The organism is Rhodobacteraceae bacterium Araon29 (assembly GCA_039640505.1).
Classification (GTDB): Bacteria; Pseudomonadota; Alphaproteobacteria; order Rhodobacterales; family Rhodobacteraceae; genus CABZJG01.
Window position 1 is genome coordinate 1,797,948 of the sequence record CP046865.1, and the last position, 24,238, is coordinate 1,822,185.

A 24,238-nucleotide genomic window follows, 5' to 3' on the forward strand; every position below is an offset into this window, starting at 1 on the left:
GACTGCATTTACTCCATAAGAGTGGTTTCAATAGCGGTTCGGTTGATGTTGTCATGTTCGCCGATAACAACCAGACGGCCTGCTCGTGGTTCTTGGGGCAACCAAGGGCGGTCAAATTGAGTCCGAACCCGTGCTCCTACGGCCTGCACCAAAAGCCGCATGGGTTTATCTTGCACTGCAGCATACCCTTTCACGCGCAAAATATTTTGCTCTTTTGCCAGTTGTTCAATGCGGCGTGCCAAAGCTTCTGGATTTTGTACTTCGTTCAACTCGACAACTATGCTGTCAAAATCCTCATGGTCGTGATCATGCGGCGCATCGTGATGCGATGGTCTTGCATCCATATCATCCTCTGCTGCCGCCTCTAATCCCAGAATAATCCGAGGATCAACCACACCTTCGGCCACCTCAACTACAGGCAAGGAGCGGGGAGATTCCGCCTTTATGATCTCTTTGGCCTTTTCTATCCCGTCAGCACCGGCCAAATCAGGTTTTGTCAAAAGAATAAGATCAGCGCAAGCTATCTGATCTTCAAACACCTCTGACAAGGGTGTTTCATGGTCCAGGCTATCATCGGCTGCACGCTGCGCCTCAACGGCATCAATATTTGACGCAAACCGACCAGCAGCAACCGCTTCGGCGTCGGCCAGCGCGATCACGCCATCCACGGTGATGCGCGAGCGAATATCCGGCCAGTCAAATGCTTTCAGTAAAGGTTTCGGAAGCGCCAACCCAGAAGTTTCGATCAAAATATGCTCTGGACGCGGTGAAAGCGCCATTAAAGCTTCTATGGTTGGAATGAAGTCATCTGCGACAGTGCAACAGATACAGCCATTTGCAAGCTCTAGAATATTTTCTGCGGGACACTCTGGAATGGCACAAGATTTGAGGATGTCCCCATCAACGCCAACATCGCCGAATTCGTTGACGATAATCGCCAATCGCTTACCACCTGGGTTCTGCATCAGGTGGCGGATCAATGTGGTTTTACCGGACCCTAAAAAACCTGTAATCACCGTAACAGGAAGTTTGGTTAGATCAGTCATTTTCTACCTCGATTGGGGGAATGCGGGCGACACAGTTCTTACGAAAATGATCCGATCTTTCGCGCCAAGGTACTTTGCCATCTGCGGCATTCAGATACTTCTTCGCGCCATCAATGATGACATCAACGTGCTCTGCTGGGTTAAGATTTCCGTAAACATAGCTCCACCGTTCGGAGCTTCTTAAAACAATCGAGCATCCGTTCGAACAGTTTGCGAGACACGAAACTGATTTAATGGTGATTTCCGGTGGAAGATTGGTCTCTTGTAAAGCCTCTAGCAGACGTGTTCCCGGGCGGGTTTCGTCTTCGGTATTTGTAACACCATGGCGACAGGACTTGCAGACCAAGAGCTCAATTGGTTTAGGACGGTTTTCCTGCATCGTGTTCCTCGGGTCATCCTTGGGCAACGTCTGGTAGGGCAAAGCAGGGCACGTGAAATTTCACGTGGACCGCCCCGGCACACCCCGTCCGGACTGGGTTATAATTCATGTTGGCAGGTCTCCCGGCTTGCAGATTCAGAGGCTAGTACCTCAACGCGCAACGCACCTTCCCGGTTTTGCCAGTGGATGGCGTGCGCTTTCTGGTCACGGTCGCGGGGGCGGCTGCGTTTCGGCTTAGACATCTTGGGCGTCGTAAAACCGTTCGCATTCCCTCTTCGCCTGTTCTAAGAACAGGAACCAACGTTGAATTGCAATGCGCCATGGGCATAGGCGAGTCAAGCAAAAGGAATAATAATGGTGGACGAAAATCAACGGCACAAAGCAAAAATGCAGAAAATCAAGGCTGCTCGTGATAAAATAATGCAATCAAAGACCAAAGAAAAAGGTCTTATTATGGTGCATACCGGTGCAGGCAAAGGGAAATCATCCTCTGGGTTTGGTATGATTATGCGCTGCATTGCGCATCAAATGCCCTGTGCAGTGGTTCAATTCATCAAAGGGACATGGGTCACTGGCGAAAGAAAGCTGCTGACAGAAAAATTTCAAGAAGAGTGCACATTTGTGGTGTCTGGAGAAGGCTTTACTTGGGAAACCCAAGACCGCGAGCGTGATATAGCAGCCGCACAAGCCGGTTGGCAGCGCGCAAAGGAATTTATTAAGGACGAAAAATATCAATTTGTCCTACTTGACGAAATCAACATCGCGTTGCGGTATGATTATATTGATATTGATGAAGTGGTGGACTTTTTGCTGGCTGAAAAGCCGCCAATGACCCATGTTTGCCTTACAGGGCGCAATGCCAAGCCGGAATTGATTGAAGCAGCGGATTTGGTAACTGAAATGACGTTGGTCAAACACCCGTTTAAAGATGGCGTTATGGCGCAATTGGGAGTGGAGTTCTAACGATGCCCGCCTTTATGGTGCAGGGAACTGGATCAAACGTGGGAAAATCCCTCCTTGTGGCCGGGCTGTGTCGTGCGCTTTATCAACGCGGGATTAAAGTTGCTCCCTTTAAGCCGCAGAATATGTCAAATAATGCGGCTGTGACCTCAGACGGCGGAGAAATTGGCCGTGCTCAGGCGTTGCAGGCCCAAGCCTGTGGCCTTTCGCCAATATGTGATATGAACCCGGTTTTATTGAAACCTGAAAGTGAAACAGGGTCGCAAGTAATCGTACAAGGCAAACGCTTTGCCACCAGTAAAGCCCGTGAATACGCAGCCCTTAAGCCAAAATTATTGCCTTATGTTTTGGATAGTTTTGAACGTCTAAAATCAAATCATGATTTAGTGATTGTTGAAGGTGCGGGCAGTCCTGCAGAAATTAATTTGCGGGCTGGTGATATTGCAAATATGGGCTTTTCATGCGCTGCCAATGTACCTGTGTTACTGGTAGGGGATATCGACAGAGGCGGGGTAATTGCCCAATTAGTAGGCACCAAAGCAGTTCTTGATTCGGAAGATGAAAAGCAAATTATCGGATTTTTAGTGAATAAATTTCGCGGTGATCCGCAATTGTTTGATGATGGCTACGACATGATCGAACATAAAACAGGCTGGCCAGGCTTTGGGGTCGTTCCCTATTTTGCAGATGCATGGAAACTACCGGCAGAAGATGCTTTGGATATTTCAACACCTCACAGATCTGGGAAGCCGCATATCGTGTGTCTTTGCTTGTCGCGCATTGCCAATTTTGATGATCTCGATCCTCTTTCGAACGATCCAGACTTAAGAGTGACCATTTTAAAAGCGGGCCAAACAATTCCAGTTGATGCAAGTTTGGTAATAGTCCCGGGAAGTAAATCAACCACTGGTGATTTGGACTATTTGCGCTTGCAGGGATGGGATATCGATCTTTTAGCCCATCACCGCCGTGGAGGATATGTATTGGGCATTTGTGGTGGTTATCAGATGCTTGGTGCATTGATTGATGATCCAGAGGGTATAGAGGGCGCAAAAGGCGTTACAGAGGGCTTGGGCTTGTTAAATACAAAAACCGTCATGAAACCAAAAAAAGCGCTTACTGAAGTTGTAGCGCGGCATCAGGATACGGGCTTGAATTTCTCGGGATATGAGATTCATATCGGACAGACGAGCGGCCCTGATTGCGCGCGCCCCTTTGCAAGTATTGGTGATGTCAATGAGGGTGCGATCAGTGAAGATGGCCGCATTTTTGGTAGCTATCTGCATGGAATGTTCTCGGATGATGATTTTCGTCGATCTTTTCTAGGGCAAATGGGTATAGCGGCAAGCCAGTTGTCCTATGCAGAAAGTGTTGAGAGGACATTGGATGATTTGGCACAACATATTGAGCTTTATGTCGACTTAGATCGTTTGGTAGATTGTGCTCGGTAACCCTAAGATTGTTTCAACTCTTCATAAACTGCATTTTGCAGATCTTCTATGAGCGGAACGCCGCTTCCAATAAATTGGGTCATAATTACGCCGGTCAGTTGCTCTTTAGGATCAACCCAGAAAAAAGTGCTGGCTGCACCAGCCCAGCCAAATTCATCAAGATTTGTAGCTGCAATTGCAGTACTCGGATCTAGCATAACGCGGCCAATTAAATTCCAGCCATAGCCAGCCAGCGGCCAATATGAGATACGTAAAGGTAACTCGTTTTGTGGCACCCTGTTCGGATGCATCAGTTCTAAAGTCTTGGGCGATAAAACTACTTCGCCTGACGGTGCTTTACCATTCAATAGCATTCTCACAAAAGCGGCATAATCATTCGTGGTAGAAAACAAGCCATAGCCACCACGGCAGAACTTCTGGGATCCTGTGGGATGTTTGTCACTCACATCCATTGACCTTAATATGTGCTTCGGGGGGGTGATCGGCGGAAGGTTCTGCAGATCGCTGGTTCCGTACATACTCATTAAACGTGGTAGATATTTGGGTGAAAGATGATACTTGGTATCATGCATTTTAAGCGGTTTAAAAATCATTTTTTCTAAAAGCGCTTGGATGGATTCGCCGGTCGCTCGTTGAATAATATGCGCTAGCACGTCAGTAGAAACGCTATAGCGCCAAGCGGACCCGGGATGAAAGGCAAGGGGTAGGAAACATAACGCGTCCATCATCTCATCCAGGTCACGCTCTGCATCACCCATAATTTCTGCCTCCCGATAATAGGGGGAAACATGACATCCCATGATGAATTCATAGGTGAAGCCGGCGCGGTGGGTTAGCAAATGTTCAATAGTGATTAATGTATTGGCCGGCTCAATTTCGCCGTTTGCATGCAGTACCGTCATTAAGGAGAACCGATCGTCATGCTCTGCAATTGGATCAGTTAAACCAAACGAGCCTTGTTCTATCAATTGTAGTGCAAGCACTGATATAATTGGTTTGGTCATCGAGTAAATACGATAGATTGCATTATCTGGAATTGGCGTTTTCTTTTCAAAATCCGCATACCCTGCCTGACCTTGGAAAACACAAGACTGGTTTTTTTCTACACGCCATTCGATGCCCGAGAACTTTTCCCTAGATACGTATTGGTCTGCAATTTTCTGTAAGGCATCGGACACGCTGTATCTCCTTCTACATACGGATTAGTTCTGGCAGAATTTGTATTGAACTTGATACTTTTTGATTTAGCAACAAAAAATGGTTTCCATAGAAATACCATTACCGCTCATGCTTAAAGATGAGATTTTTCTGTTCTTTTGGTTAAATTGAATCTAGCTAAATTGAGTACACTGGAATGGAAAAAGATGCAGTTTTTTACGTTCTTAAAAAATAACCTTGCTTGGCTTGGGGCAGGCGCGTTGCTGGCTTTTTTATCCAGCTTTGGGCAAACCTTTTTTATATCAATCTTTTCTGGTCATATCCGAGCGGAATTTGGACTTTCACATGCTGCTTGGGGCGGCATTTATTCATTGGGAACAGGGGCCTCTGCCATTGTGATGATTTGGGCCGGTATTTCAAGCGATTATATTCGAACCCGAACTCTTGGAACCGTTGTCATTATTGCCTTGGCCTTTTCGTCTATCGCGATGGCTAATCTGTATGTGGTGGCTCTATTGCCCGTGATTATTTTTTCCCTTCGCTTGTTGGGGCAGGGGATGTGTTCTCACTTGGCGGTTGTTGCAATGTCACGGTGGTTTGTTGCCAGTCGCGGTAGAGCCTTGTCCATTGCGGGAATGGGCTATTCTGTGGCGGAGGCCAGCTTGCCCCTATTATTTGTGTTTTTGATGGGCTTTATGCATTGGCGCAGTTTATGGTGGGTTGCTGCCTTTGTTCTCATTTTGGCGATCCCAATTTTGCGCCATCTACTTAGCAAAGAACGTGCGCCTCAATCTGTGGCACGAGATGCAATGTCTTTGGGTATGAAAAACCGTCATTGGACACGTTCTGAGACCCTGAGGCATCCCCTGTTTTGGTGCATGGTTCCCGCACTTCTAGGGCCAAGCGCATTTTCAACGGCGTTCTTTTTTCAACAAGTTCATTTTTCCGAAGTTAAAGAGTGGGAGCATATCACGCTGGTGAGTTTTTTCCCATTTTTCACTGGATCATCAGTTTTGATGATGGTGCTTTCTGGATGGGCACTTGATCGCTTTGGGACAGCTCGGCTTATCGGCTTTTATCAATTGCCAATGATTTGCGCATTTTTATGTTTTGCACTTGGCAACGGACTCGCTGTGTTTGTGTTTGGGCTGTTTTTCCTATCGATGACTTCCGGGTCAAATGCAACTTTGCCCAATGCATTTTGGGCAGAGTTTTACGGAACCAAGCATCTTGGGGCGCTTAAGTCTATGGCCGCGGCTATCATGGTTTTGGGATCAGCTATTGGACCCGGTATCACAGGGGTGCTCATTGACTTGGATATAGGATTAGAAACGCAATATATATGGGTGAGTGGGTTCTTTGTTTTTGCAACGATCTTTATGCTCATAGGTATGGTACTTTACGGTAAAGATGTAAAATCTAACACTCTTCAAGAAAGCTAACGCAGCCGTTAAGCGCTGCAAAATCATCATCCACGATGTGAACCGCGAACTCAGAGTTAAATTCACTGAATCTACCTTTATCGCAAAAACTAGAGATAAAGTTTTGTTCATTTAAAAAGGGAAAGACAGCACGTGCAACGCCGCCAATGATGTATATTCCACCAAATGGCAGCGTAATTAGGGCCAAGTCCCCCAAAATTGATCCCATGAAGGCTCCGAATACACCAATAACCTCTTGCGCTTCGCAGGATCCTTCTGTGGCATCCTGAATAACTTTTTGGGCGCTACGCGGAGTCTGAGGGCAGAAATACTCATTTAATTCAACCAAGCCATTCCCTGATAAAATATTTTCTACAGAAGCAAACCCGTACTTCGCTTCAATCATATTAACGATTTCTTTTTGTTGTTGATTGGCAGCGGGCAGTCGATAATGCCCCGCTTCAGCCGGGGGCACGACAATTCCATGTGAGGAGGAAATAACTGTACAGGCATTAAAGCCCGTGCCGATACCGCAAACCAGTTTTGTTTCTTTCGAACCTGAGTGTCTTTTGCCAGTCACAGGCAGCAACTGATCCTCAGACAAATGATCCAGTGCATATCCCTGAGCCTGTAAATCATTTAATAGGCCAACTGTTTTTGCGCCTGTAGCGCGTGCCAAACTGTCTTTTGTAATTTCCCACGACAAGTTTGTCATTTGAGCAGTATCGTTTCGCACCGGACCTGCAATTGCCACACAGACGTCGGATACTGTGTCCAATTTTTGCTCGTTCAGATAGTGTACTAGTATATTTTCAAGTGATTTAACGTTGGCATTGGGAAATTTCTGTATGCTTTGACGCAATAACTGAGAGTTTTGAGACAGTCCAACACGGGTGTTGGTTCCACCAATATCAGCTACCAATTTAAGTTTTTCACCCATTTTACATTCTTATGCTATTGCGTTTTGATCGGCGTAATAAGATGGTTTTTCTCTGTGCTCAAGCGCAGAATAATCACCAGCGATGAGCTGAAAGCGTTTGCCAAGCTGACCTATACACATGGGCCCTTCTATTATAGGCCAAAATTATGGCCCCAAAGTCAAACCTATTTGGAAAGTTACTAGGCTTGAGTAAAAGAGCCTTCAATATGTTTTACATTTTGGCTTTCATTTTTGTGTTACTCCACTCACAACTTTCGATAGAGGCTCTGTGTAAAAACTTTGGTGACTTTTCTCTTTTGTGACCACCCTTCAGATAGAGACTAGACTATTTTGCACCTAGGAGTGTTTTGATCCGCTTCTTTGGCCCAAGTTGGATAGCTTGTTCCTGATATGTTCTCATTTTTTTATTGGAGACTCTTAACAAAAGGTTTATCTCTTCTTTAAGCAATGAGGGTATTTGATGGCCGACTTAAAGTTTATTGAGGTTCGCGGAGCGCGCGAACATAATTTAAAGTCTATTGATGTGGATATTCCGAGAGATCAACTTGTTGTTATTACAGGTTTATCTGGGTCGGGAAAATCATCTTTGGCATTTGATACGATCTATGCGGAAGGCCAACGGCGCTATGTCGAATCGCTGAGCGCTTATGCCCGCCAATTTTTGGATATGATGGAAAAGCCTGATGTGGACCACATATCCGGTTTAAGCCCTGCAATCTCTATCGAGCAGAAAACAACAAGCAAAAACCCCCGCTCTACCGTTGGTACGGTCACCGAAATCTATGATTATATGCGCTTACTATTTGCCCGGGCAGGGACACCTTATAGCCCAACGACGGGTCTTCCAATCGAAGCTCAGCAGGTGCAAGATATGGTGGACCGAGTTATGGCAATGCCAGAAGGCACGCGCGCCTATCTTCTGGCCCCAATTGTGCGCGATCGCAAAGGCGAATATCGCAAAGAATTTTTGGAATTGCGTAAACAGGGTTTCCAGCGTGTAAAGGTTGATAATCAATTTTATGATTTAGAAGACCCACCTGTTTTGGACAAGAATTTCCGCCACTTTATTGACGTGGTTGTGGACCGGATCGTGGTTCGAGAGGGCATTGAAGCCCGGCTTGCCGACAGTTTTCGCACTGCGCTTGATTTAGCCGATGGAATTGCAGTTTTGGAAACCGCCCCAACAGATGAAGAAGCAGAGCGTCACACATTCAGTGAAAATTTTGCCTGTCCAGAAAGTGGTTTTACGATTTCTGAAATTGAGCCGCGCCTGTTTTCGTTTAATGCGCCTTTTGGGGCTTGCCCGGACTGTGACGGACTTGGTGTAGAATTGTTTTTTGATGAACGGTTGGTGGTGCCGGATCAAACTTTGAAAATCCGAGACGGAGCACTTGCGCCCTGGCGCAAAGGCAAAAGCCCCTATTTTCTGCAAACCATCGAAGCTCTTGCAAATCATTATGGGTTTGCCGCGGATGCAAGATGGAAAGATCTGACCCAAAAGGTGCAACAGGTTTTCCTTTATGGATCCGGTGAAGAAGAAATTAATTTTCGCTATGATGAAGGTGGTCGGGTTTATCAAGTTAAACGCGTGTTTGAGGGAATTATCCCAAACATGGAGCGTAGGTACCGCGAAACTGATAGTAACTGGGTGCGTGAAGAGTTTGAAAATTATCAAAATAATCGCCCGTGTGGAAGCTGTGGGGGATATCGGTTGCGACCCGAAGCCTTGGCTGTAAAATTGGCGAAGTTACATGTCGGTGAAGTCGTGAACATGTCGATAAAAGAGGCCTTTGGGTGGTGTGCCGAATTACCAAACCACTTAAGCGCCCAGAAAAATGAAATTGCGGCAACTATTTTAAAGGAAATTCGCGAACGGCTGGGATTTCTGAATAACGTTGGCCTTGAGTATTTAACCCTAAGCCGCAATGCAGGCACTTTGTCGGGCGGGGAAAGCCAACGTATTCGGCTTGCCAGTCAAATAGGTAGTGGGCTCACAGGCGTGCTTTATGTTTTAGACGAGCCATCCATAGGGCTGCATCAGCGTGATAATGGACGGTTGCTCACCACTCTTAAAAACCTTCGAGATCAAGGCAATACTGTTATTGTTGTTGAGCACGACGAAGAAGCTATCCGTGATGCGGACTATGTTTTTGATATAGGGCCGGGCGCTGGCGTTTACGGCGGTGAAGTGGTCAGCCATGGCTCGCCCGATCATATTTCAGCTGATAAAAATTCAATTACTGGTCAATACCTTAGTGGTCAAAGATCCATAGCTGTTCCCAATGAGCGCCGAGAAGGCAATAAAAAGTCGATAAAAGTGGTTAATGCTACTGGTAACAATCTGCAATCGCTTACGGTTGATTTTCCCTTGGGCAAATTTGTCTGCGTTACCGGCGTGTCAGGTGGGGGGAAATCCACTCTTACAATAGAAACACTGTTTAAAACCGCGTCGATGCGTTTAAATGGGGCAAAGCAAACCCCAGCACCGTGTGAAACCATAAAAGGGTTGGAATATCTCGATAAGGTTATTGATATTGATCAACGCCCAATCGGCCGGACACCGCGATCAAATCCAGCCACCTATACAGGGGCCTTTACGCCGATACGCGAATGGTTTTCGGGAATGCCCGAGGCAAAAACCCGAGGCTATAAGCCGGGGCGATTTAGCTTTAATGTAAAAGGTGGCCGCTGCGAGGCCTGTCAGGGTGATGGTGTTATCAAAATTGAAATGCACTTTTTGCCCGATGTCTATGTGACCTGCGAGACCTGCCACGGTGCGCGTTATAATCGCGAAACACTTGAGATTAAATTCAAGGGCAAGAGCATTGCGGACGTTCTTGATATGACGGTGGAAGAGGCGCAGAGCTTTTTCCAAGCTGTGCCGTCCATTCGCGAAAAAATGGATGCTCTTTTACGGGTCGGACTGGGCTACATAAAAGTGGGTCAGCAAGCCACCACATTGTCTGGGGGCGAGGCACAGCGGGTAAAGTTATCGAAAGAGCTGTCAAAAAGAGCCACCGGACGGACGCTTTATATTCTTGATGAACCAACGACCGGTTTACACTTTGAAGATGTTCGTAAGCTTCTAGAGGTGCTGCATGAATTAGTTGATGCAGGCAATTCAGTGGTTGTGATTGAACATAATTTAGATGTGGTGAAAACCGCTGATTGGATTATTGATATTGGTCCCGAGGGCGGTGATGGCGGCGGCCAATTGGTCGGCATGGGAACGCCAGAAACGCTTGCAGAAAACGAAAAAAGCTATACGGGCTATTATCTTAAAGACATTCTTAGTCCGAAAAAAGTAGCTGCCGAATAGCGCTGGTTGGTAAGCGTGTGGTGAACCCGCTCTAACGGTGTTTTAGAGTGTCTGATAGTGTCCACCATCGTTAGTGGACATCTTGAGGTACTCTATGGCGGGAAAGAAGGGTCAAAAGAAGCGGTTTTGGTCGGATGATGAGAAGCGTTCGGTTTGTGGGCAGGCGCGGGTGTCGGGGGTGTCTGTGGCGCAGGTAGCACGCCGGTATTCGATGAATGCCAATTTGATCCACAAGTGACTTCGCGACCCTCGGTTTGCCACTGATTTTTCGGATGATGTTCTGGAGATTGATGAAGTGCCGGCCTTTCTGCCTGTTGAGATAGAGGGTGTCGTTTCATCCCCGGCCACACGATTGCCGATGTCGCCGTCGGTGTCGGATGCCCGACTGTCGGCGCATCGGGTTGATATCACTTTGTCGGATGGTCGGCGTATATTGGTGGAAGGTGCGACGGCATTGCCTGCTGTTTTGGCTTTGGTCGAAGGATTGATGGTTTGATCCCGGTTCCGGCACAAACGAAGATATGGCTGGCGGCTGGGGTGACGGACATGCGCAAGCAGTTTAATGGCTTGTCAGCCTTGGCAGAAGCTGTGTTGAAGCAGGACCCGTATTCGGGTCATCTGTTTGTGTTTCGAGGCCGGCGGGGCGACTTGATCAAGATTATATGGTGGGACGGCCAGGGGGCGTGCATGTTTTCCAAGCGTTTGGAGAAGGGCAAATTCGTTTGGCCCAGTGCTAAGGACGGTAAGATCAGCGCGACACCTGCGCAACTGTCGATGCTGTTGGAGGGGATTGACTGGCGTATGCCAAAGCGAACATGGCAGCCCGTGTGGACACCCCAGACTGTTGGGTTATTTGACATTTTTGGCACCTTTCGCGCGGGGTTTTTTGGGCTTTGCTTTCGCTTTTGCGGCGGCTTTGGCCTCGGCCTTGGCGCGCTCTTGGTTGAGCTGAAACAGGCGGGACAGGATTTCATCCTCTGTCAGTTTTCCACCCCGCCAATCATCGCCCCAGCCGTAGGCCTCTGCCACGGCTTCGTCCAAGGCCTTGTGCGCGTGGTCGAGCCATGCGGGGCGGGCGTTGTAGAGGTTGGTGAGGGTGCGTTTTTTCAGCTCTTTGGCGGCGGCGGCATCTTTTGGCAGGATGCGTTCGGGATAGCCTGCGACAACTTCGGGAACGCGGTCGATAAGGTCGGCGGGGTTGAGCCAGTTTTCGCGCAATTCGTTCAGACGTGCTGAGGCGGTGGCGATTTTTATGGCGCGCGGGTCGGCAGCATAGTCGGCGGCGGGGATGTTGGGGGTGAGACCTTCGGGGAAGGGGAAGGTTTCGAAGGTCGTTGAAGGGGTGTAGCGGGGGCGGTCCTCTAGAGAGGAACCCATGCGTAGGGACCAGAGTTCGTGGAAGGTGGAATGCAGGATGCCGAAGGTGGTGTCATCATCGCGGGCGATTGCGATAATCGCGGAATCAGCCAATGTTGTAGCGTCTACCCAAGTAAAAAGGCGATATTTTGAAACCCTTGGACTAAGAATATACCTCCCAAGCCCATTGAGACCTTTGCGCATTTCTGGTCGTGGCCGTTGATGAAGCCACCAACCGTCGAGCGCCCGCAATTCTCGGCCCCGCAGCAGGGGTTTGCCTGCTTCGGCACGTTTCGCATTTTCCTCATTAAGAGCCTCTCGCAAATGCGAAAATGGCGCTTCGTATAGGGCTGCATCGATTTCGTGCATGTCTGTGCCAAAATCCACGATCCATTGCCCCGACGGACGCCGCGTTACGTCCATTCCGTTTGACCAAGGCCGTAATACATCACCGTTGCGTTTGCCGTTGGGGTTGATAGGCAATTTGAGCCAATCTCGTGCGAGGCCTCCGTCGATCTCAAACGGCCCCGTTTTGATGGTGCCTTGAAAGGCGACGAAGGCATTTTCGTCCAGTGGCGTTGACTTGGTTAGGTCCATACCAAGCGTATTTGCGGTCAGATCGGAAAGAATTTCGGCCACATGCTTGCCGTCTAATTTCCCATGCGCTGACTTGCCTGAACTGAAAGAAATCAATGAAACGCGCACCGCAGCACCGTCCACTGTCTATTCTTCGTCGCTCCAAGCTTCAAAGATGCTGCCGACATTGACAACTGGCTTGAGCACTTCACGGTTTGCGCCACCGCGTATTGAGTTGGTCGAGACTAGGCCTGCCGTCACCAACTGCGCCGACTGCATCTGCGCCCATGCCTTCACAAACCAATAGGCCACCAGATCAACACCACCCGGCGTATCTTTGTAGGCATTGCGTAGAGCGAGGGTATAATCCTCGCCTAGTTCGGCGATCATCTTTTTATTGCCCAAAAACGGCGGATTCCCGATAACTACGTCCGCTTTGGGCCACCTCGATTGCGCCCCATCTGGGGCAAGGACCGCATCCCTGTTTTCAATCGTGTCTACTCCATCGGCAGATTTGAGAGTTCGCAAAACCGGGTTCTTGGCCGCTTCAAAGCCATTCCTTCGCATCCACTGGATTTCGCCAATCCAGACAGACACCCGCGCCAGTTCCGCCGCGTAGGAGGACAGCTCAATCCCCAGCACCACCTCTGGCCCCAGTTGGGGAAAGCCGCGTGGAAGGCCCAGCGCCTCGGCCTCTAGGTTCACGCGGTGTTCGATGTTTTTCAGTTCCAGCAACGCGATATAGAGGAAGTTGCCAGATCCGCAGGCAGGATCGAGCGCGCGAAACGCTTTGAGCCGTTCGATAAATTTCAGGTGCAGCTTTTCCGCCTTATCCAGCGCGCGCGTCACGGCGGATTTCTCTTTGGTGCTGAGGAGCTTTTCCTTGGTGGCCTTAGGGGCCTTGTCCAGTTGCGCCTCAATTTGTGCTTTCACTTCTGCCCATTCCGCCAAAAGCGGTTCGACAATCACCGGATTGACGATTTGCATGATTTTGTCGCGGTCGGTGTAATGCGCGCCGAGCTGGCTGCGCTTGGCAGGGTCCAATCCACGCTCTAACAAAGTGCCAAGGATAGAGGGGTCAATATCGGACCAATCCAGCGTAGCCGCACGAATAAGGTCGTCCAAGTCCTGCCACTCCAGCTGCAACACATCGTCACTGTCAAACAAGCCGCCGTTGAACCACTCTACTGTTTCAAAGCCGACCAAGCCACCTGTTTTCATCGCACCAAACAGCGCCTTGGCATGGGTGGCGAAAGTCTCAGGCTTGGGGCGGGCGGTTTTAATCATCCGCTCAAACATTTTATTAGGCAGAAGTTCTACGTCTTCCGCGAACATACAAAACACCAGGCGATTGATGAAATGCGCGACCTCTTGCGGGTCGTGACCGCGTTCGCGTAGGCGCTGGGCCATGTTGGCAAAGTTCTGGGCGGCTTGTTCGGTGACCAGTTGGCGGGTCTTGGTCGGTTTGAGCTTTTCAGGATCAAGGAAGGCATTGCGCAACAAGTCACGGTTTGCGGCGTCTGTCAGGTCGTCCAGTGGGATGGTGTGGACTCTCTGGACGGTGTTGGTCCAGTTGGTGTGGATGCGAATGACGTCCATATCGGACACAATGAGAAGCGGCGGGTTTTGCAGCGCGATTGCATATTGCAGGAGTTGGTCGAACGCCTTGTCGAGATTGGCGCGCTTGCCCTTATACTCCCAAGCAAAGCAATCCTTGCGCCAAACGTCCGCCCAACCATCACCACCTCTGGTCTTTGACGCGCCTTTCTCGAAAGTGAACCATTCTCCCTTACTATCCGCAGTAGTTGGGTCTTCAATGTCCAACAATTTACAAAGGTCGTTGAAATGGGACTGAGAGGCAGACCGCTCTTTGAGTTCGTTATTGTGCCACTTTTTAATAAATGCTTGGGGCGTCATAATAATTCCTAGGCGTACTAGTTTCCAGCAATAGAGGCGATTGATTGGGTAAGGTCAACTGTCGGTCGTGTTAGTGGTCCTGATTCAATTATTCACGGAAATTTATTTCGCGTTCTCCTAAGCTGAGGAGATGGGCATATTTTGCTGTGAAAAGTTGGTTTGCTTGGTTCTCGCACCACTCTATTTCGAACCGTTTGCGCTGGTAAGTGCGTTGCCACATGCCTTTAGGTTTGGGCGCTATCCAATAGGCTGTACCCCGTTTGCCGCCCAGCGCCATGCGCAGTTTGTTGGCGCGGCGCAACATGCGGTCGTAGCGGGGTTCTGACTGGCTGGTATATGCGATGTTGTAGCAATATCGACAGAGGAAGTAGCGCCTGCCATAGAACAGCTTGCCAACCCGTCGCCTGCAGTGGCAACCGTTCACGATGCCCAGACACATAAAATATGGGCGTGTATTGCCGTAATGGCAATCTGTGTGGGTTATTACGACAGGTTGGTTGATTGGCTCCCAGTCACTGGTCTTCTGGCGCATGTGTTGGTCAATAAGTACGCAGATCACCTTCCGCTTTATCGCCAATCGCAGATATTTGGCCGCGAGGGAATTGATCTGGACCGGTCCACACTGGCGGGTTGGGTTGGTCAGTCCTCAAAGCTACTGGAACCTCTGGCCGATGCCATCGGGCGGCATGTTCGTCAGGGACAAGCTATTTTCGCGGACGATACGCCGATCAAAATGCAGGCCAAAAAGAAATGCGCAACCGCACGCATCTGGACTTATGTGCGTGACGGGCGGCCTTGGGCCAGCGGTGATCCCCCGGCGGCTTGATATAAGTTCAGCACGGACAGGCAAGGCAAGCATCCCACCGATCACCTTAGCCAGTACAAGGGATGGATCCATGCAGATGGCTACGCGGGCTTCAACGACTTGTTCGCCAAGGATGAGGTTCATGAGATGGCCTGCATGGCCCATGTCAGGCGCAAATTTGTCGATATCTTCCAGTCGCAGCAATCACAGATCGCCGAAGAAGCCATCAAACGCATCGCGCTTCTCTACAAGGTTGAGAAGGCTGCCCGTGGTAAGCCGCCCGAAGAACGGGTCGCCCTGCGCCAACGCGACGCCAAACCGGTCTTTGATGAATTGGAAACCTGGCTGGATGCCCAGCTGAACCGCATCTCGGGCAAGTCAGAACTGGCCAAAGCCATCCGCTATGCCCTGGACCGAATGACGAAAATGCGCGGATATTTGGAAAATGGCTTCCTGGAATTGGATAACAATTCTGCGGAAAGATCAATGCGCTGTGTGGCTTTGGGCCGGAAAAATTACCTCTTCGTCGGCTCACAGAGCGGCGGAAAGACTGCGGCCATCGCCTATACCCTCATTGAGACCGCCAAACTCAACAGCGTTGACCCACAGGCGTGGCTCACATGGGTCCTTGCCCAAATCGCAGACCATAAAATCACACGTCTGAACGAGCTGATGCCCTGGCGTTACGCTGCAATAGCAGCGTAACTGAACCCAAAAATCCGCGCCAGAGCCCCCAGACCAAACGGGTACAGTTTACTCAAGTACTGCGTTGATGTCTTTTTTCCCGTCAGTGCTCCAATGACCAAACCTGCTGGCCCTAAAAGAACTGCATCAGCAGCCCCTTTTGCCGCTTGCGAAGACAAAGATGAAACCTGTACCGAAGCTTCGTTATCTCGACTTCCGCGTTTTCCACCTGTTCGTAGTCGTATATAAAAGGGGTTCCTCTCCCTACACTAATTGCAAGCTTTTTCCTATTCTTATCAATAGCAACACCAGTGATACCAGACCGTTTTGTTATGAAAGTTTGTTTGAATGTTGGGGAAAAGTCTTCAATATTCGCGAACGTTTTTTTTCCATTTTTTTATAATCTTGCCCAACCCCCAACCAACAATTAGACAAGCAAACCCTAAGACAAAAATTGTTATTAAATCCATTAAAGTATCCTCTTTTTTTCAAATACGAAGGTCGGGAGTACCCTATGATACGATTCCGCCCCCTACCAAAAGCGACCCCTAATACGTCCTAAACGGTTACTGCACAGACAAGTATGTCCATCTTAACTTAGCGCAGATAACCCATGACTTGCCCACCGTTCCTGAGGGGCCTTCTTATATGAAGTTGGGATGAGCAATCCGGTCATTATCCTTTCCTATTACCTCAATTATTGATTGCTGTGTAATTTCAATCAGGGTTTTCCCATCGGATTTCCCACTTCATGGCCTGACTGGCCCGAACGTGCAAAAGTGGCCAAAATTCAGAACAATGTAAGAACATACGAAAGCAGTTGCCGTTCGCTGCGCCACGCATGAACTGGAAAGATGCGGGACAATAATGCCCTTTGGCTAGAATTTTCAAATGACTGCTTCCACTCGTTTGCCGCCTGGGATTGTCGTTACCGAAGATGATGTCAAACGGTGAACTGCAGCTTTCCAAAAGCAGCCATTCATTTGACATTCTTCGGTCTCGTTCGGTTTGATCCCACAGAATGATGTCACCGTTGACGTCTGGTGCATTCCAATTCTTGGGTTGTTAATTGTTCCAGGATACAACTTTTAGTTGACTTAAAGGGGATGCATATTTAAGGTTTATGCTATGGATCTTTTACAAACTTATGAAGTTGTCATTTCGGATCATCTCTTTGAGAAGGATTATTAACGCATGACAACAAGCGACCTGCGTTCGAAATATGATGTTCAGTGGATCACTGATACGATGCAATCCGCGGTAGCGCTCGAACAGGCGACGTTACCGTTATACCTGTCTGCGATGTTCTCGCTCGAGGTGCAGAACTATACCACTTACAATCTGATCCGGTCGGTGGTGATGGAAGAAATGGTCCATATGGCCATCGCCTGCAATATTCTGTCGGCGATGGGCGTTAAGCCATCCATCAAGACATTAAACCCAGGCGGGCCATCTAAAGGGTTGCCCGGTGGCGCCGAGCCTGACTCGCAGGTCATATTTGCGAAACTGTCAAAGCCACAGCTTAAGAACTTCCTGCGCCTGGAGGCGCCCACTTTCCTGTTGCCGGAGAAATACGGTCGGGAAGATTACCCTTCAATCGGTGCGCTCTATGGTCAGATCAAAGCGGCGATGCGGGACAATGCGGATGAAATCAACACCACAGCCCGCAAGGTTTTAGCGGCCCCAGCGGACACATATCCCAATCAGGTAGGCGACAATATCGGGTTCACCACATTCACGCTGGATGATCCGCGCATGCCGGTTGAGCAGTTTCTGGATGGTATTGATGAGATCATTGAGCAGGGCGAAGGATCAGATGCAGAGGATCTTTATGCCGAAGACTACGAAGGCGAAGAAAGCCATTATGCCCGGTTTGCCGAGATTTATTTTGGTGCAAAAATGCAAGTCCCGGCGTCGAAACCCAAACTGACCCCCGAAACCGAAGCTGAGTTTTTCAAAGGTCACCCGGTGCCCTGGCCAGTGGTCACGAATGTGCTGGCCGTGCCTTCCGACGGTTATGATGCGTTGCTGAACGCCGATCCAAACGGCGCCGAGGTGCGCAAGACGATCGAGAATTTCGATAATACCTATGTCAGCATCATGGATGATCTGGATGCGATGTGGAACGGGCCTGCGGCCCAGTCCTGGTCTAGTTTTGGAAAGGCTGTGGCATCGATGACGGATATGCGGGTGCTGTCATGCTTTTACATCATGCGCCATCAGATCCCTGCCGAGCTGATTGCAAAGCTTCCAAGATTTTATGGCAGTGAAGAGGCCGCGACACTGGCCGAATACACCGACCTGAGCCAACCCGTTTTCTACGGGCCGCGTTTTTACAACTCCAACGCAAGCTAGGAATTGATATGACACTTACCCGCCTTTCTGACGCCCTTACTCCTTCCTGCGCCAGTCCCGGAAACCTGCCCCCTTTGCCAGTGATTGATTGGTCAAAGATAGGCGCAACAACACCGAAGCATATTGATCTGGGCAAGCCCGGGAAAGATACGCCGCTGCCCAAGGCAGACATTGTTGTGATGACCTGGACCGCCACCGAGTGGAACGCGCTGGACCATGTATTTGTCTCGTCCGACAGCGAGGCGCATGTCACGTCGCACAGCTTCAGATCAGGGTGGTATTGGCGATCCAACGACAAATACATCAAAGGCGCCTATTATCTGTGGGGTTTCTACCGGATGGTCGAGATCACTAATGCCGCAGGTGAGGCCTTGCGGGTATTGCTGTGGAAATCCGACGCGCATCTGGCCCACCCGCCCTGGGCCGGGGGCCTCATGCAGATGGTTCGGGAGGTTATCAACGAGGCCGACCCGCAACGCGTTTACACCATCGGCACCGCAGGGGGTGCGACCGTAAACGAAAAGCTGGGCGATACTGCGATTACCAATGCCGGTACGATCCGTATCAAGAAACCTGAAAACAAGGACGCCGATCTGAACGATAAATCCGTAGCCTGCACCAGTTGGTTCCCTGCGATGGATCTGAATGACAAGTTGCAGGATAATCTGTTGTTCAAGCTGAGCAACGTCGTAACGGATGAGTATCTGGAATACCTGCTGTGCAAGGCCATTCATGACCCTAAAGATGGCAATACAGACTGGGCGGGGCATTACACGGTTGCCGATTTCAAGAACGCTGCCATTGAAGGGCTGAATGCGCCCAAGGGGCTGAACAAAAAAGACGTGCCCCTGCTGACCACGGATTACTATTTTATCTCGGACGGGACTGACACTGATCAGTATTCCGCGCTGGAAATGGATGATTCGGTGATTGGTTATGTCGCCGGGGAAATGGGCCGCGATTATGTGTTTGTCCGCAATATCTCGGACCCGATTGTTCCTACGAAAACGCAATCGGGCGGGGACATTCCAACTGCACTGCGCGAAGCGTGGTCCGGGCAGATTTACCAGCATTACGGCTTTTACAGCTCGATGAACGGTGCGCTGCTGACCTGGGGGACCATTGCCGCAGACAAAGATCTGAAGGCCCGCTCATGACCCGCGCCTATGATCCGCCCCGGCAGCTTACGCCGCGCCCCGCCAAGGACCCGATGGAAATTGAGCTGGTCTATAACGTGCGCCCCTGCGGGACCTGCAACTTTTTCTGGCCAAAGGATCCGTCCAAACAAATTTATGGTCCCTACCCAATTTATGATTTCCTGACGGATTACCCCAAAACCAAAACACCCGATGGCACGCCGGAAATCTTTGACTGGGTCAAAGGGGTGACCCGGGAGGAAGGGTATCCCAATGGTGAGGTCATGGATGGGTGCCGCAAGGCGCCGATCATGACGATGGGGATCAATCCCAACATGACAGCGTTCAGCCCGGGCACGAAAGGCACGTCATGGGTTTATCCGGGGTTTACCGATGATGACAACACCGATGGCTTTGCCAAATATGCCTATTACTATCGTTACCGGAATGTGTATCAGGAGCGATTTGCTTTTGATGAGGTTAAGAAGTTCCTGATCGGCGGAACCTCGATAACCCCCACGGCCAACGTAACCGTGACGGAAGATCAGGTGATTGCGGCTGAGGATGGCAAGATCATCGAAGCGAAGCGTACGGATGCCGGGCCGACATTTGAAGTGGGCATCGAATATACATCGGGTGAAAAGATACAGCTGACACTGGAACGCGACACTGGAACGCCGCGCTATGTTCTGCTGTTCGATCATGAAAAGCCGGATAACGCCTTTAAGAAGGGCGATGCTATTATTTCAAAGATGTCGATCCCGGCAGACGAAGGCGTGGATATCTATCAGGAACTGCAAACCTACTATGAACAGTTCGTTCCGACCCTGAACGCGTTTTCTCATTATCTTGATGACAACGGACACACGGCCGATCTGCAGATTGGCGAGGACGTCTGCCAGCTGGATATGGTGGCCTGCGCGTCGCCACATTGGAACCCCGGTTTCTTAGGCGGATCCAAAGCCAGCGAAAACAAAATCATCTTAAATTGTGTCACCCAGAATGGCTGGGCGCTTAAACAGCTGATCATGACAAAACCGGCGGTGCTGTTTCTCGTTGGTGAAAGCTCGTACACCATGTTCCGGCATGCGTTTGGGGCACATATCAAGCGCGATCCGCCCCTACCGGTGCATCCCTATGATAATGCTTTCACTTTGTTCCGGGAAACGGCGGATAATGACAAGCCCACGATGTTTTCCTATTCGACAAATGTAGATGGTCAGGCGTTTGAGATTGACACGCTGATCATCGTAACGCCGCATTTTTCTTATGATGCGAATTTCCTGCCGCAGTTCCGGTTGAGCCATAAGTGGCTGGCGGATCTGAAGGAAAATTCGCCGGAATGCGTCAAATTCCTGGAAACGGACAAACGCATCACGTTTGACAAAGCGGAATTCGGATATGACGCGTTTCAGTTTTCGGAAACGGATGCACCTGCGATTTTGGCGAAGATCAAATCAGACTGGCCCAGGGCATGGTCGGATCTGAAGGCCAGCTACTATAACGCCCATGAAACCATGGCGGATGTGCTGGGCCATCTTTATGACACCGGCGCGCTGTCTTGGGATGATGCGGGGAATTACTTGTCGCGCGGCGCTGGCCCCTGCAAATTCTGTGTAAACACCCATTGGCAATTCCCCGAAGGATGCCCCTATGGCAAGCCGGATGAGACGCCTTTGCCCATTGGCTTTCTTGACAAGGTTGCCGCCGAAATTTCAGCCACAGGGAAAGGTTAAATGAGCTTTCAAATCCCCCCCGATGCCGTGCGCGTCTGGCGCGGTTTTCGCCAAAGCACCCTAAGCCAGGATGATTTCTTTCAACGGCTGGGCCAGACCTTTATTCCGTCAACAGTTCAAATGCAGATCAAGAACGGGTTGGATACCTATATTCCAACCATTCCCTGCGGCATGACCGATAAGCCTGACATTGTGCCGGATGAAACCGCCGTCCTGTTCTGGAATTCACAGCAGACCTATCATGATGGCTTTAACACGCTGGCTGGACGCACCTATACGTTAACCCATGGCGGTTGTTACACGCCGGAAAGCCGGGCGGATTTTCCTGTTTTATATGAAAATAAGATAGCGCTTAATCAATGCTATTACCTGATTGATGCGCCTGCCGACTGGATGCATGGCGGGGTTCGCCATTTGGTTGGCGGGCTTGCCCCCGGTGATACGGCGCAGCAATTTTCAGAGCTACAAACCATTATTTCCGATATTCAGGCGCGCTGGAGCATTGCCGGTGCCGTCGTCTGCATTGGTGCGCAATACATCGTTTACTGGGAATTAGGGGATGGCACAGATCCTGGATTTGACGCGCTGCAGCAGGCCTGTAGCTGGTCACACGCTTTTACCCCCAAAGCGACGACACTACCCCCCGAAGCAGCCCTATGGAGCGACTGGCACGGTATGACGGTCGTACCCGGTGACAGCTACAACATGCAATTCAAGCGGGCGTTTGAGGCATGAGCAAAATCCAAAAAGTTCCCCCCAATTCTGTTCATGTCTGGCGCGGCTTTCGCAGTCCACAGAAAACCCAGGCGCAATTTGAGGCCTTTTTGGGCGAGGTGTTTGTGCCGGGTTGCACGCTGTTGCAACCCAATGCTGGCTTACACGCCTATGTCCCGTCCCTGCCAGATCAGGCCAACAAACCGGCGGGTGTTCCGGACCAGTCGGCCCTGATGTTCTGGACCGATCAGGAAACCTATCACGACGCGTTCAAATGCGTGGCGGTGCGTTGTTACACTAACCTGCATGGCGATCTATACGACACGACGCGCAGCAAGGCGGAATTTCCGGTGTTGTTCGCTGGCGAGGTTAAAGAAGAGACCCCCTATTATCTGATAGATGCGCCTGCCGATTGGATGATCGAAGAAGTTGATCATTTCATCGGCGCCCGGAACGGGGATGTGACATCTGACGACTTTCAGTCTGAGGTGGCGACTTGGGCCAAAGGCCTGCAATCGCGGGCGGGTCTGGACGGCGGATTGTTTTGCATTGGGGCCGATTACATCGTTGCCTGGGTGCTTTGGGGTGCTGGAGCTGACAAGACTGGAGCGTTTGACGGTCTTAGTGGCGTCGCTGACGCGTGTCTGAACCGATCCGCCGAGAGTTATACGCCGCCTGCAGGGCTGTGGACCGAATGGCCGGGCATTCCGATGCAGGCGCCCAATTGCCTGAATATCCAGCTGGTACGCCCCGGCACATCATGACCCAGGCGATACATAATTATGAAAACCCGGATCTGGCACGGTTGAAAGCAGCGGCGGCCCATGTGGTGGCCACAACCACGGATCATGACCCGCGCGCTGGCGTGCCCATTGATCACCCATTGCTGCGCGGCGTGGATGATTATGCGGCACATGCCCTGAAAGGCAAGACGATCCCCCGCCCGGCAACCACCGATGCCAGTGATCCTGAAGCTGCCGCTTATCTGGCCTATCTGATGCATCACAAAGCCCACGCGGGATTTACCCTGAATAAGAAGATAGAATCCGACCTGCAGGCGCAGCTTGACCGCTTCACCTTTGGCAATCCGGACTGGCAGCGGATGTTTGACCAATATGTCGCCTATTTCTGGGCCTATCCGGGGCATACCGGCGGGGTTCTGGATTATCGATCATGGCGCGATCCGAAATACGGGAATGGTGACCTGAATTTCGGTACGATCGAGTGGTGCTTGCCATCGAATGCAACCGTGGCGCTGATTGGTGATATCGGGACCGGAGTGGATATTGCAGCGAGGGTTTTGGCCTCTGCACTGTCATTCAAACCGGACGTCATATTGCATGTGGGCGATGTTTATTATTCCGGCACCCAATGGGAGTTTGACCACTACTTTGTGGGCCTGTTGAAAGCGGCATTTGATGCAGCTGGTCATGCGCCGCCGGTTTATACACTGCCTGGCAATCACGAATATTTTTCGGGAGCGTTTCCCTATTTCAAATGTCTGGACAGCAGGACGCTTGTTCATAGCCCTGATCAATCTCAGCGGGCGAGTTTCTTTAAGCTGACAACCGAAGATGGCGGTTGGCAATTTCTTGGCATGGATACCGGATATCACGGGCATTACATGGGCGTTAAAGGTGATAAACTGGCCAAAGCGCTTAAGGCGATGGGCGTGAATCCAAAAGACGTGCGTGATCCGGTGAAGCCACCTGAAATGGTGCATCTCAGACCCGATGAAGTAGACTGGCATCGCTATCATCTTGGCCAGTTCCAGGGTCGGTCGATCTTGTTTGGCCATCACCAGCTTTATTCAGCCAATCAGAAAGTGGGTGCTGACCCGACATCCCCGGATGATTATGCAAGGCCGGGGGTGAATATCGCACTGTGGCAAGCGATGGGCCCCTATTTCGATAAAGTGGCAGCGTGGTTCTGGGGCCATGAGCATAATCTTTGTATATTTGAGGATGACTATCGCCCCGAAGGCCGCCCTGCGCCATCTGAAGCGCCGGATGATCCGTGGAAAACGCTGCACAAGGGGCGATGCATCGGTCATTCTGCAATCCCGGTCGCAGAAAAAGAAACCCCCTATAAGGCAAACAACCCGGTTCCGTTGATCCCTGATACTCAGCTCGCCATGACTGGCGGTTGGTACAATCGGGGGTATCAAATTCTGAAACTGAATGGCGCGGGCAAGGCCGCGCATTGCAGTTATTACCAGATCAACGGCGCCGATCCCAAACCCATCAAAATTTATTCAGAAAACATCTCATAACAGGAGAGTGCCC

16 protein-coding genes, 4 pseudogenes and 1 riboswitch are annotated in these 24,238 nt (G+C 50.3%); of the genes and pseudogenes, 14 read left to right on the forward strand and 6 right to left on the reverse strand.

Annotated elements, in window-relative coordinates:
• Positions 1–8: 8 nt before the first annotated feature.
• Together cobW and GN278_08745 are read right to left on the reverse strand one after the other, a co-directional pair.
• On the reverse strand, positions 9–1,046 hold the full coding sequence (gene cobW, locus GN278_08740; protein ID XAT60813.1) for a cobalamin biosynthesis protein CobW: 1,038 nt from the start codon (positions 1,044–1,046) through the stop codon (positions 9–11).
• The gene (locus tag GN278_08745) at positions 1,039–1,425 is read right to left on the reverse strand and encodes a DUF1636 domain-containing protein (protein ID XAT60814.1); all 387 of its coding nucleotides are present in this window, start codon (positions 1,423–1,425) and stop codon (positions 1,039–1,041) included. Before GN278_08745 ends, cobW begins: the two co-directional genes overlap by 8 nt.
• Before the next feature lie 94 nt (positions 1,426–1,519).
• Positions 1,520–1,742, reverse strand: a riboswitch (cobalamin riboswitch).
• 37 nt (positions 1,743–1,779) lie between these two features.
• Here GN278_08745 and cobO point away from each other — a divergent pair.
• On the forward strand, positions 1,780–2,388 hold the full coding sequence (cobO, locus tag GN278_08750) for a cob(I)yrinic acid a,c-diamide adenosyltransferase (protein XAT60815.1): 609 nt from the start codon (positions 1,780–1,782) through the stop codon (positions 2,386–2,388).
• Positions 2,389–2,390: 2 nt separating this feature from the next.
• A complete protein-coding gene (locus GN278_08755; protein ID XAT60816.1) occupies positions 2,391–3,836 on the forward strand; it encodes a cobyric acid synthase in 1,446 nt (481 codons plus the stop codon).
• A 2-nt stretch (positions 3,837–3,838) separates the two neighbouring features.
• Here GN278_08755 and GN278_08760 read toward each other — a convergent pair whose 3' ends face one another.
• Complete coding sequence (locus GN278_08760; protein XAT60817.1) at positions 3,839–5,014, reverse strand: serine hydrolase; 1,176 nt, start codon at positions 5,012–5,014, stop codon at positions 3,839–3,841.
• Between the two features lie 186 nt (positions 5,015–5,200).
• On the opposite strand from GN278_08760, the gene GN278_08765 reads away from it, so the two are divergent.
• Positions 5,201–6,436 (forward strand): MFS transporter, encoded by a 1,236-nt coding sequence (locus GN278_08765; protein XAT60818.1) that lies wholly within the window; start codon positions 5,201–5,203, stop codon positions 6,434–6,436.
• Here GN278_08765 and GN278_08770 read toward each other — a convergent pair.
• Complete coding sequence (locus GN278_08770) at positions 6,414–7,355, reverse strand: ROK family protein (GenBank protein XAT60819.1); 942 nt, start codon at positions 7,353–7,355, stop codon at positions 6,414–6,416. The two genes, GN278_08765 and GN278_08770, sit on opposite strands and share 23 nt — an antisense overlap.
• 460 nt (positions 7,356–7,815) lie before the next feature.
• Between GN278_08770 and uvrA the strand changes: the two genes are divergently transcribed.
• The 4 genes and pseudogenes from uvrA to tnpB all read left to right on the forward strand — a co-directional run bounded on the left by uvrA (position 7,816) and on the right by tnpB (position 11,502).
• A complete protein-coding gene (uvrA, locus tag GN278_08775) occupies positions 7,816–10,674 on the forward strand; it encodes an excinuclease ABC subunit UvrA (protein XAT60820.1) in 2,859 nt (952 codons plus the stop codon).
• Positions 10,675–10,768: 94 nt separating this feature from the next.
• Positions 10,769–10,912 (forward strand): hypothetical protein, encoded by a 144-nt coding sequence (locus tag GN278_08780; protein ID XAT60821.1) that lies wholly within the window; start codon positions 10,769–10,771, stop codon positions 10,910–10,912.
• 120 nt (positions 10,913–11,032) lie between these two features.
• On the forward strand, positions 11,033–11,170 hold the full coding sequence (locus GN278_08785) for an oxidoreductase (GenBank protein XAT62608.1): 138 nt from the start codon (positions 11,033–11,035) through the stop codon (positions 11,168–11,170).
• Positions 11,167–11,502 (forward strand): annotated as a pseudogene (tnpB, locus tag GN278_08790) (IS66 family insertion sequence element accessory protein TnpB). Before GN278_08785 ends, tnpB begins: the two are co-directional and overlap by 4 nt.
• Positions 11,503–11,589: 87 nt before the next feature.
• Here tnpB and GN278_08795 read toward each other — a convergent pair.
• Together GN278_08795 and GN278_08800 are read right to left on the reverse strand one after the other, a co-directional pair.
• Positions 11,590–14,523 (reverse strand): annotated as a pseudogene (locus GN278_08795) (class I SAM-dependent DNA methyltransferase).
• 88 nt (positions 14,524–14,611) lie between these two features.
• Positions 14,612–15,037: pseudogene (locus tag GN278_08800) on the reverse strand (hypothetical protein).
• A gap of 3 nt (positions 15,038–15,040) precedes the next feature.
• Between GN278_08800 and GN278_08805 the strand changes: the two are divergent.
• From GN278_08805 to GN278_08835, 7 genes and pseudogenes are all read left to right on the forward strand, one after another.
• A pseudogene (locus GN278_08805) lies at positions 15,041–16,033 on the forward strand (IS66 family transposase).
• 1,173 nt (positions 16,034–17,206) lie between these two features.
• Positions 17,207–18,367, forward strand: a complete 1,161-nt coding sequence (locus GN278_08810) for a ferritin-like family protein (protein XAT60822.1) — start codon at positions 17,207–17,209, stop codon at positions 18,365–18,367.
• 8 nt (positions 18,368–18,375) lie between these two features.
• The gene (locus GN278_08815; GenBank protein XAT60823.1) at positions 18,376–19,524 is read left to right on the forward strand and encodes a hypothetical protein; all 1,149 of its coding nucleotides are present in this window, start codon (positions 18,376–18,378) and stop codon (positions 19,522–19,524) included.
• Complete coding sequence (locus GN278_08820) at positions 19,521–21,239, forward strand: hypothetical protein (GenBank protein XAT60824.1); 1,719 nt, start codon at positions 19,521–19,523, stop codon at positions 21,237–21,239. The genes GN278_08815 and GN278_08820 overlap by 4 nt, the downstream gene beginning before the upstream one ends.
• A complete protein-coding gene (locus GN278_08825) occupies positions 21,240–21,974 on the forward strand; it encodes a hypothetical protein (GenBank protein ID XAT60825.1) in 735 nt (244 codons plus the stop codon).
• Positions 21,971–22,717 carry a hypothetical protein gene (locus GN278_08830; GenBank protein XAT60826.1) on the forward strand — a complete coding sequence of 249 codons (747 nt, stop codon included), beginning with the start codon at positions 21,971–21,973 and terminating at the stop codon, positions 22,715–22,717. Before GN278_08825 ends, GN278_08830 begins: the two co-directional genes overlap by 4 nt.
• Entirely contained in the window at positions 22,648–24,225 is a 1,578-nt protein-coding gene (locus GN278_08835) for a phosphoesterase (GenBank protein ID XAT60827.1), read from the forward strand. Before GN278_08830 ends, GN278_08835 begins: the two co-directional genes overlap by 70 nt.
• The last annotated feature ends 13 nt before the right edge of the window (positions 24,226–24,238 follow it).

Excerpts from the sequence above, each read along its gene's own strand:
- cobW (XAT60813.1), bottom strand. The coding sequence starts at position 1,046 with ATGACTGATCTAACCAAACTTCCTGTTACGGTGATTACAGGTTTTTTA.
- GN278_08745 (XAT60814.1), bottom strand. The coding sequence starts at position 1,425 with ATGCAGGAAAACCGTCCTAAACCAATTGAGCTCTTGGTCTGCAAGTCC.
- cobO (XAT60815.1), top strand. The coding sequence starts at position 1,780 with ATGGTGGACGAAAATCAACGGCACAAAGCAAAAATGCAGAAAATCAAG.
- GN278_08755 (XAT60816.1), top strand. The coding sequence starts at position 2,391 with ATGCCCGCCTTTATGGTGCAGGGAACTGGATCAAACGTGGGAAAATCC.
- GN278_08765 (XAT60818.1), top strand. The coding sequence starts at position 5,201 with ATGCAGTTTTTTACGTTCTTAAAAAATAACCTTGCTTGGCTTGGGGCA.
- GN278_08770 (XAT60819.1), bottom strand. The coding sequence starts at position 7,355 with ATGGGTGAAAAACTTAAATTGGTAGCTGATATTGGTGGAACCAACACC.
- uvrA (XAT60820.1), top strand. The coding sequence starts at position 7,816 with ATGGCCGACTTAAAGTTTATTGAGGTTCGCGGAGCGCGCGAACATAAT.
- GN278_08780 (XAT60821.1), top strand. The coding sequence starts at position 10,769 with ATGGCGGGAAAGAAGGGTCAAAAGAAGCGGTTTTGGTCGGATGATGAG.
- GN278_08785 (XAT62608.1), top strand. The coding sequence starts at position 11,033 with ATGTCGCCGTCGGTGTCGGATGCCCGACTGTCGGCGCATCGGGTTGAT.
- GN278_08810 (XAT60822.1), top strand. The coding sequence starts at position 17,207 with ATGACAACAAGCGACCTGCGTTCGAAATATGATGTTCAGTGGATCACT.
- GN278_08815 (XAT60823.1), top strand. The coding sequence starts at position 18,376 with ATGACACTTACCCGCCTTTCTGACGCCCTTACTCCTTCCTGCGCCAGT.
- GN278_08820 (XAT60824.1), top strand. The coding sequence starts at position 19,521 with ATGACCCGCGCCTATGATCCGCCCCGGCAGCTTACGCCGCGCCCCGCC.
- GN278_08825 (XAT60825.1), top strand. The coding sequence starts at position 21,240 with ATGAGCTTTCAAATCCCCCCCGATGCCGTGCGCGTCTGGCGCGGTTTT.
- GN278_08830 (XAT60826.1), top strand. The coding sequence starts at position 21,971 with ATGAGCAAAATCCAAAAAGTTCCCCCCAATTCTGTTCATGTCTGGCGC.
- GN278_08835 (XAT60827.1), top strand. The coding sequence starts at position 22,648 with ATGGCCGGGCATTCCGATGCAGGCGCCCAATTGCCTGAATATCCAGCT.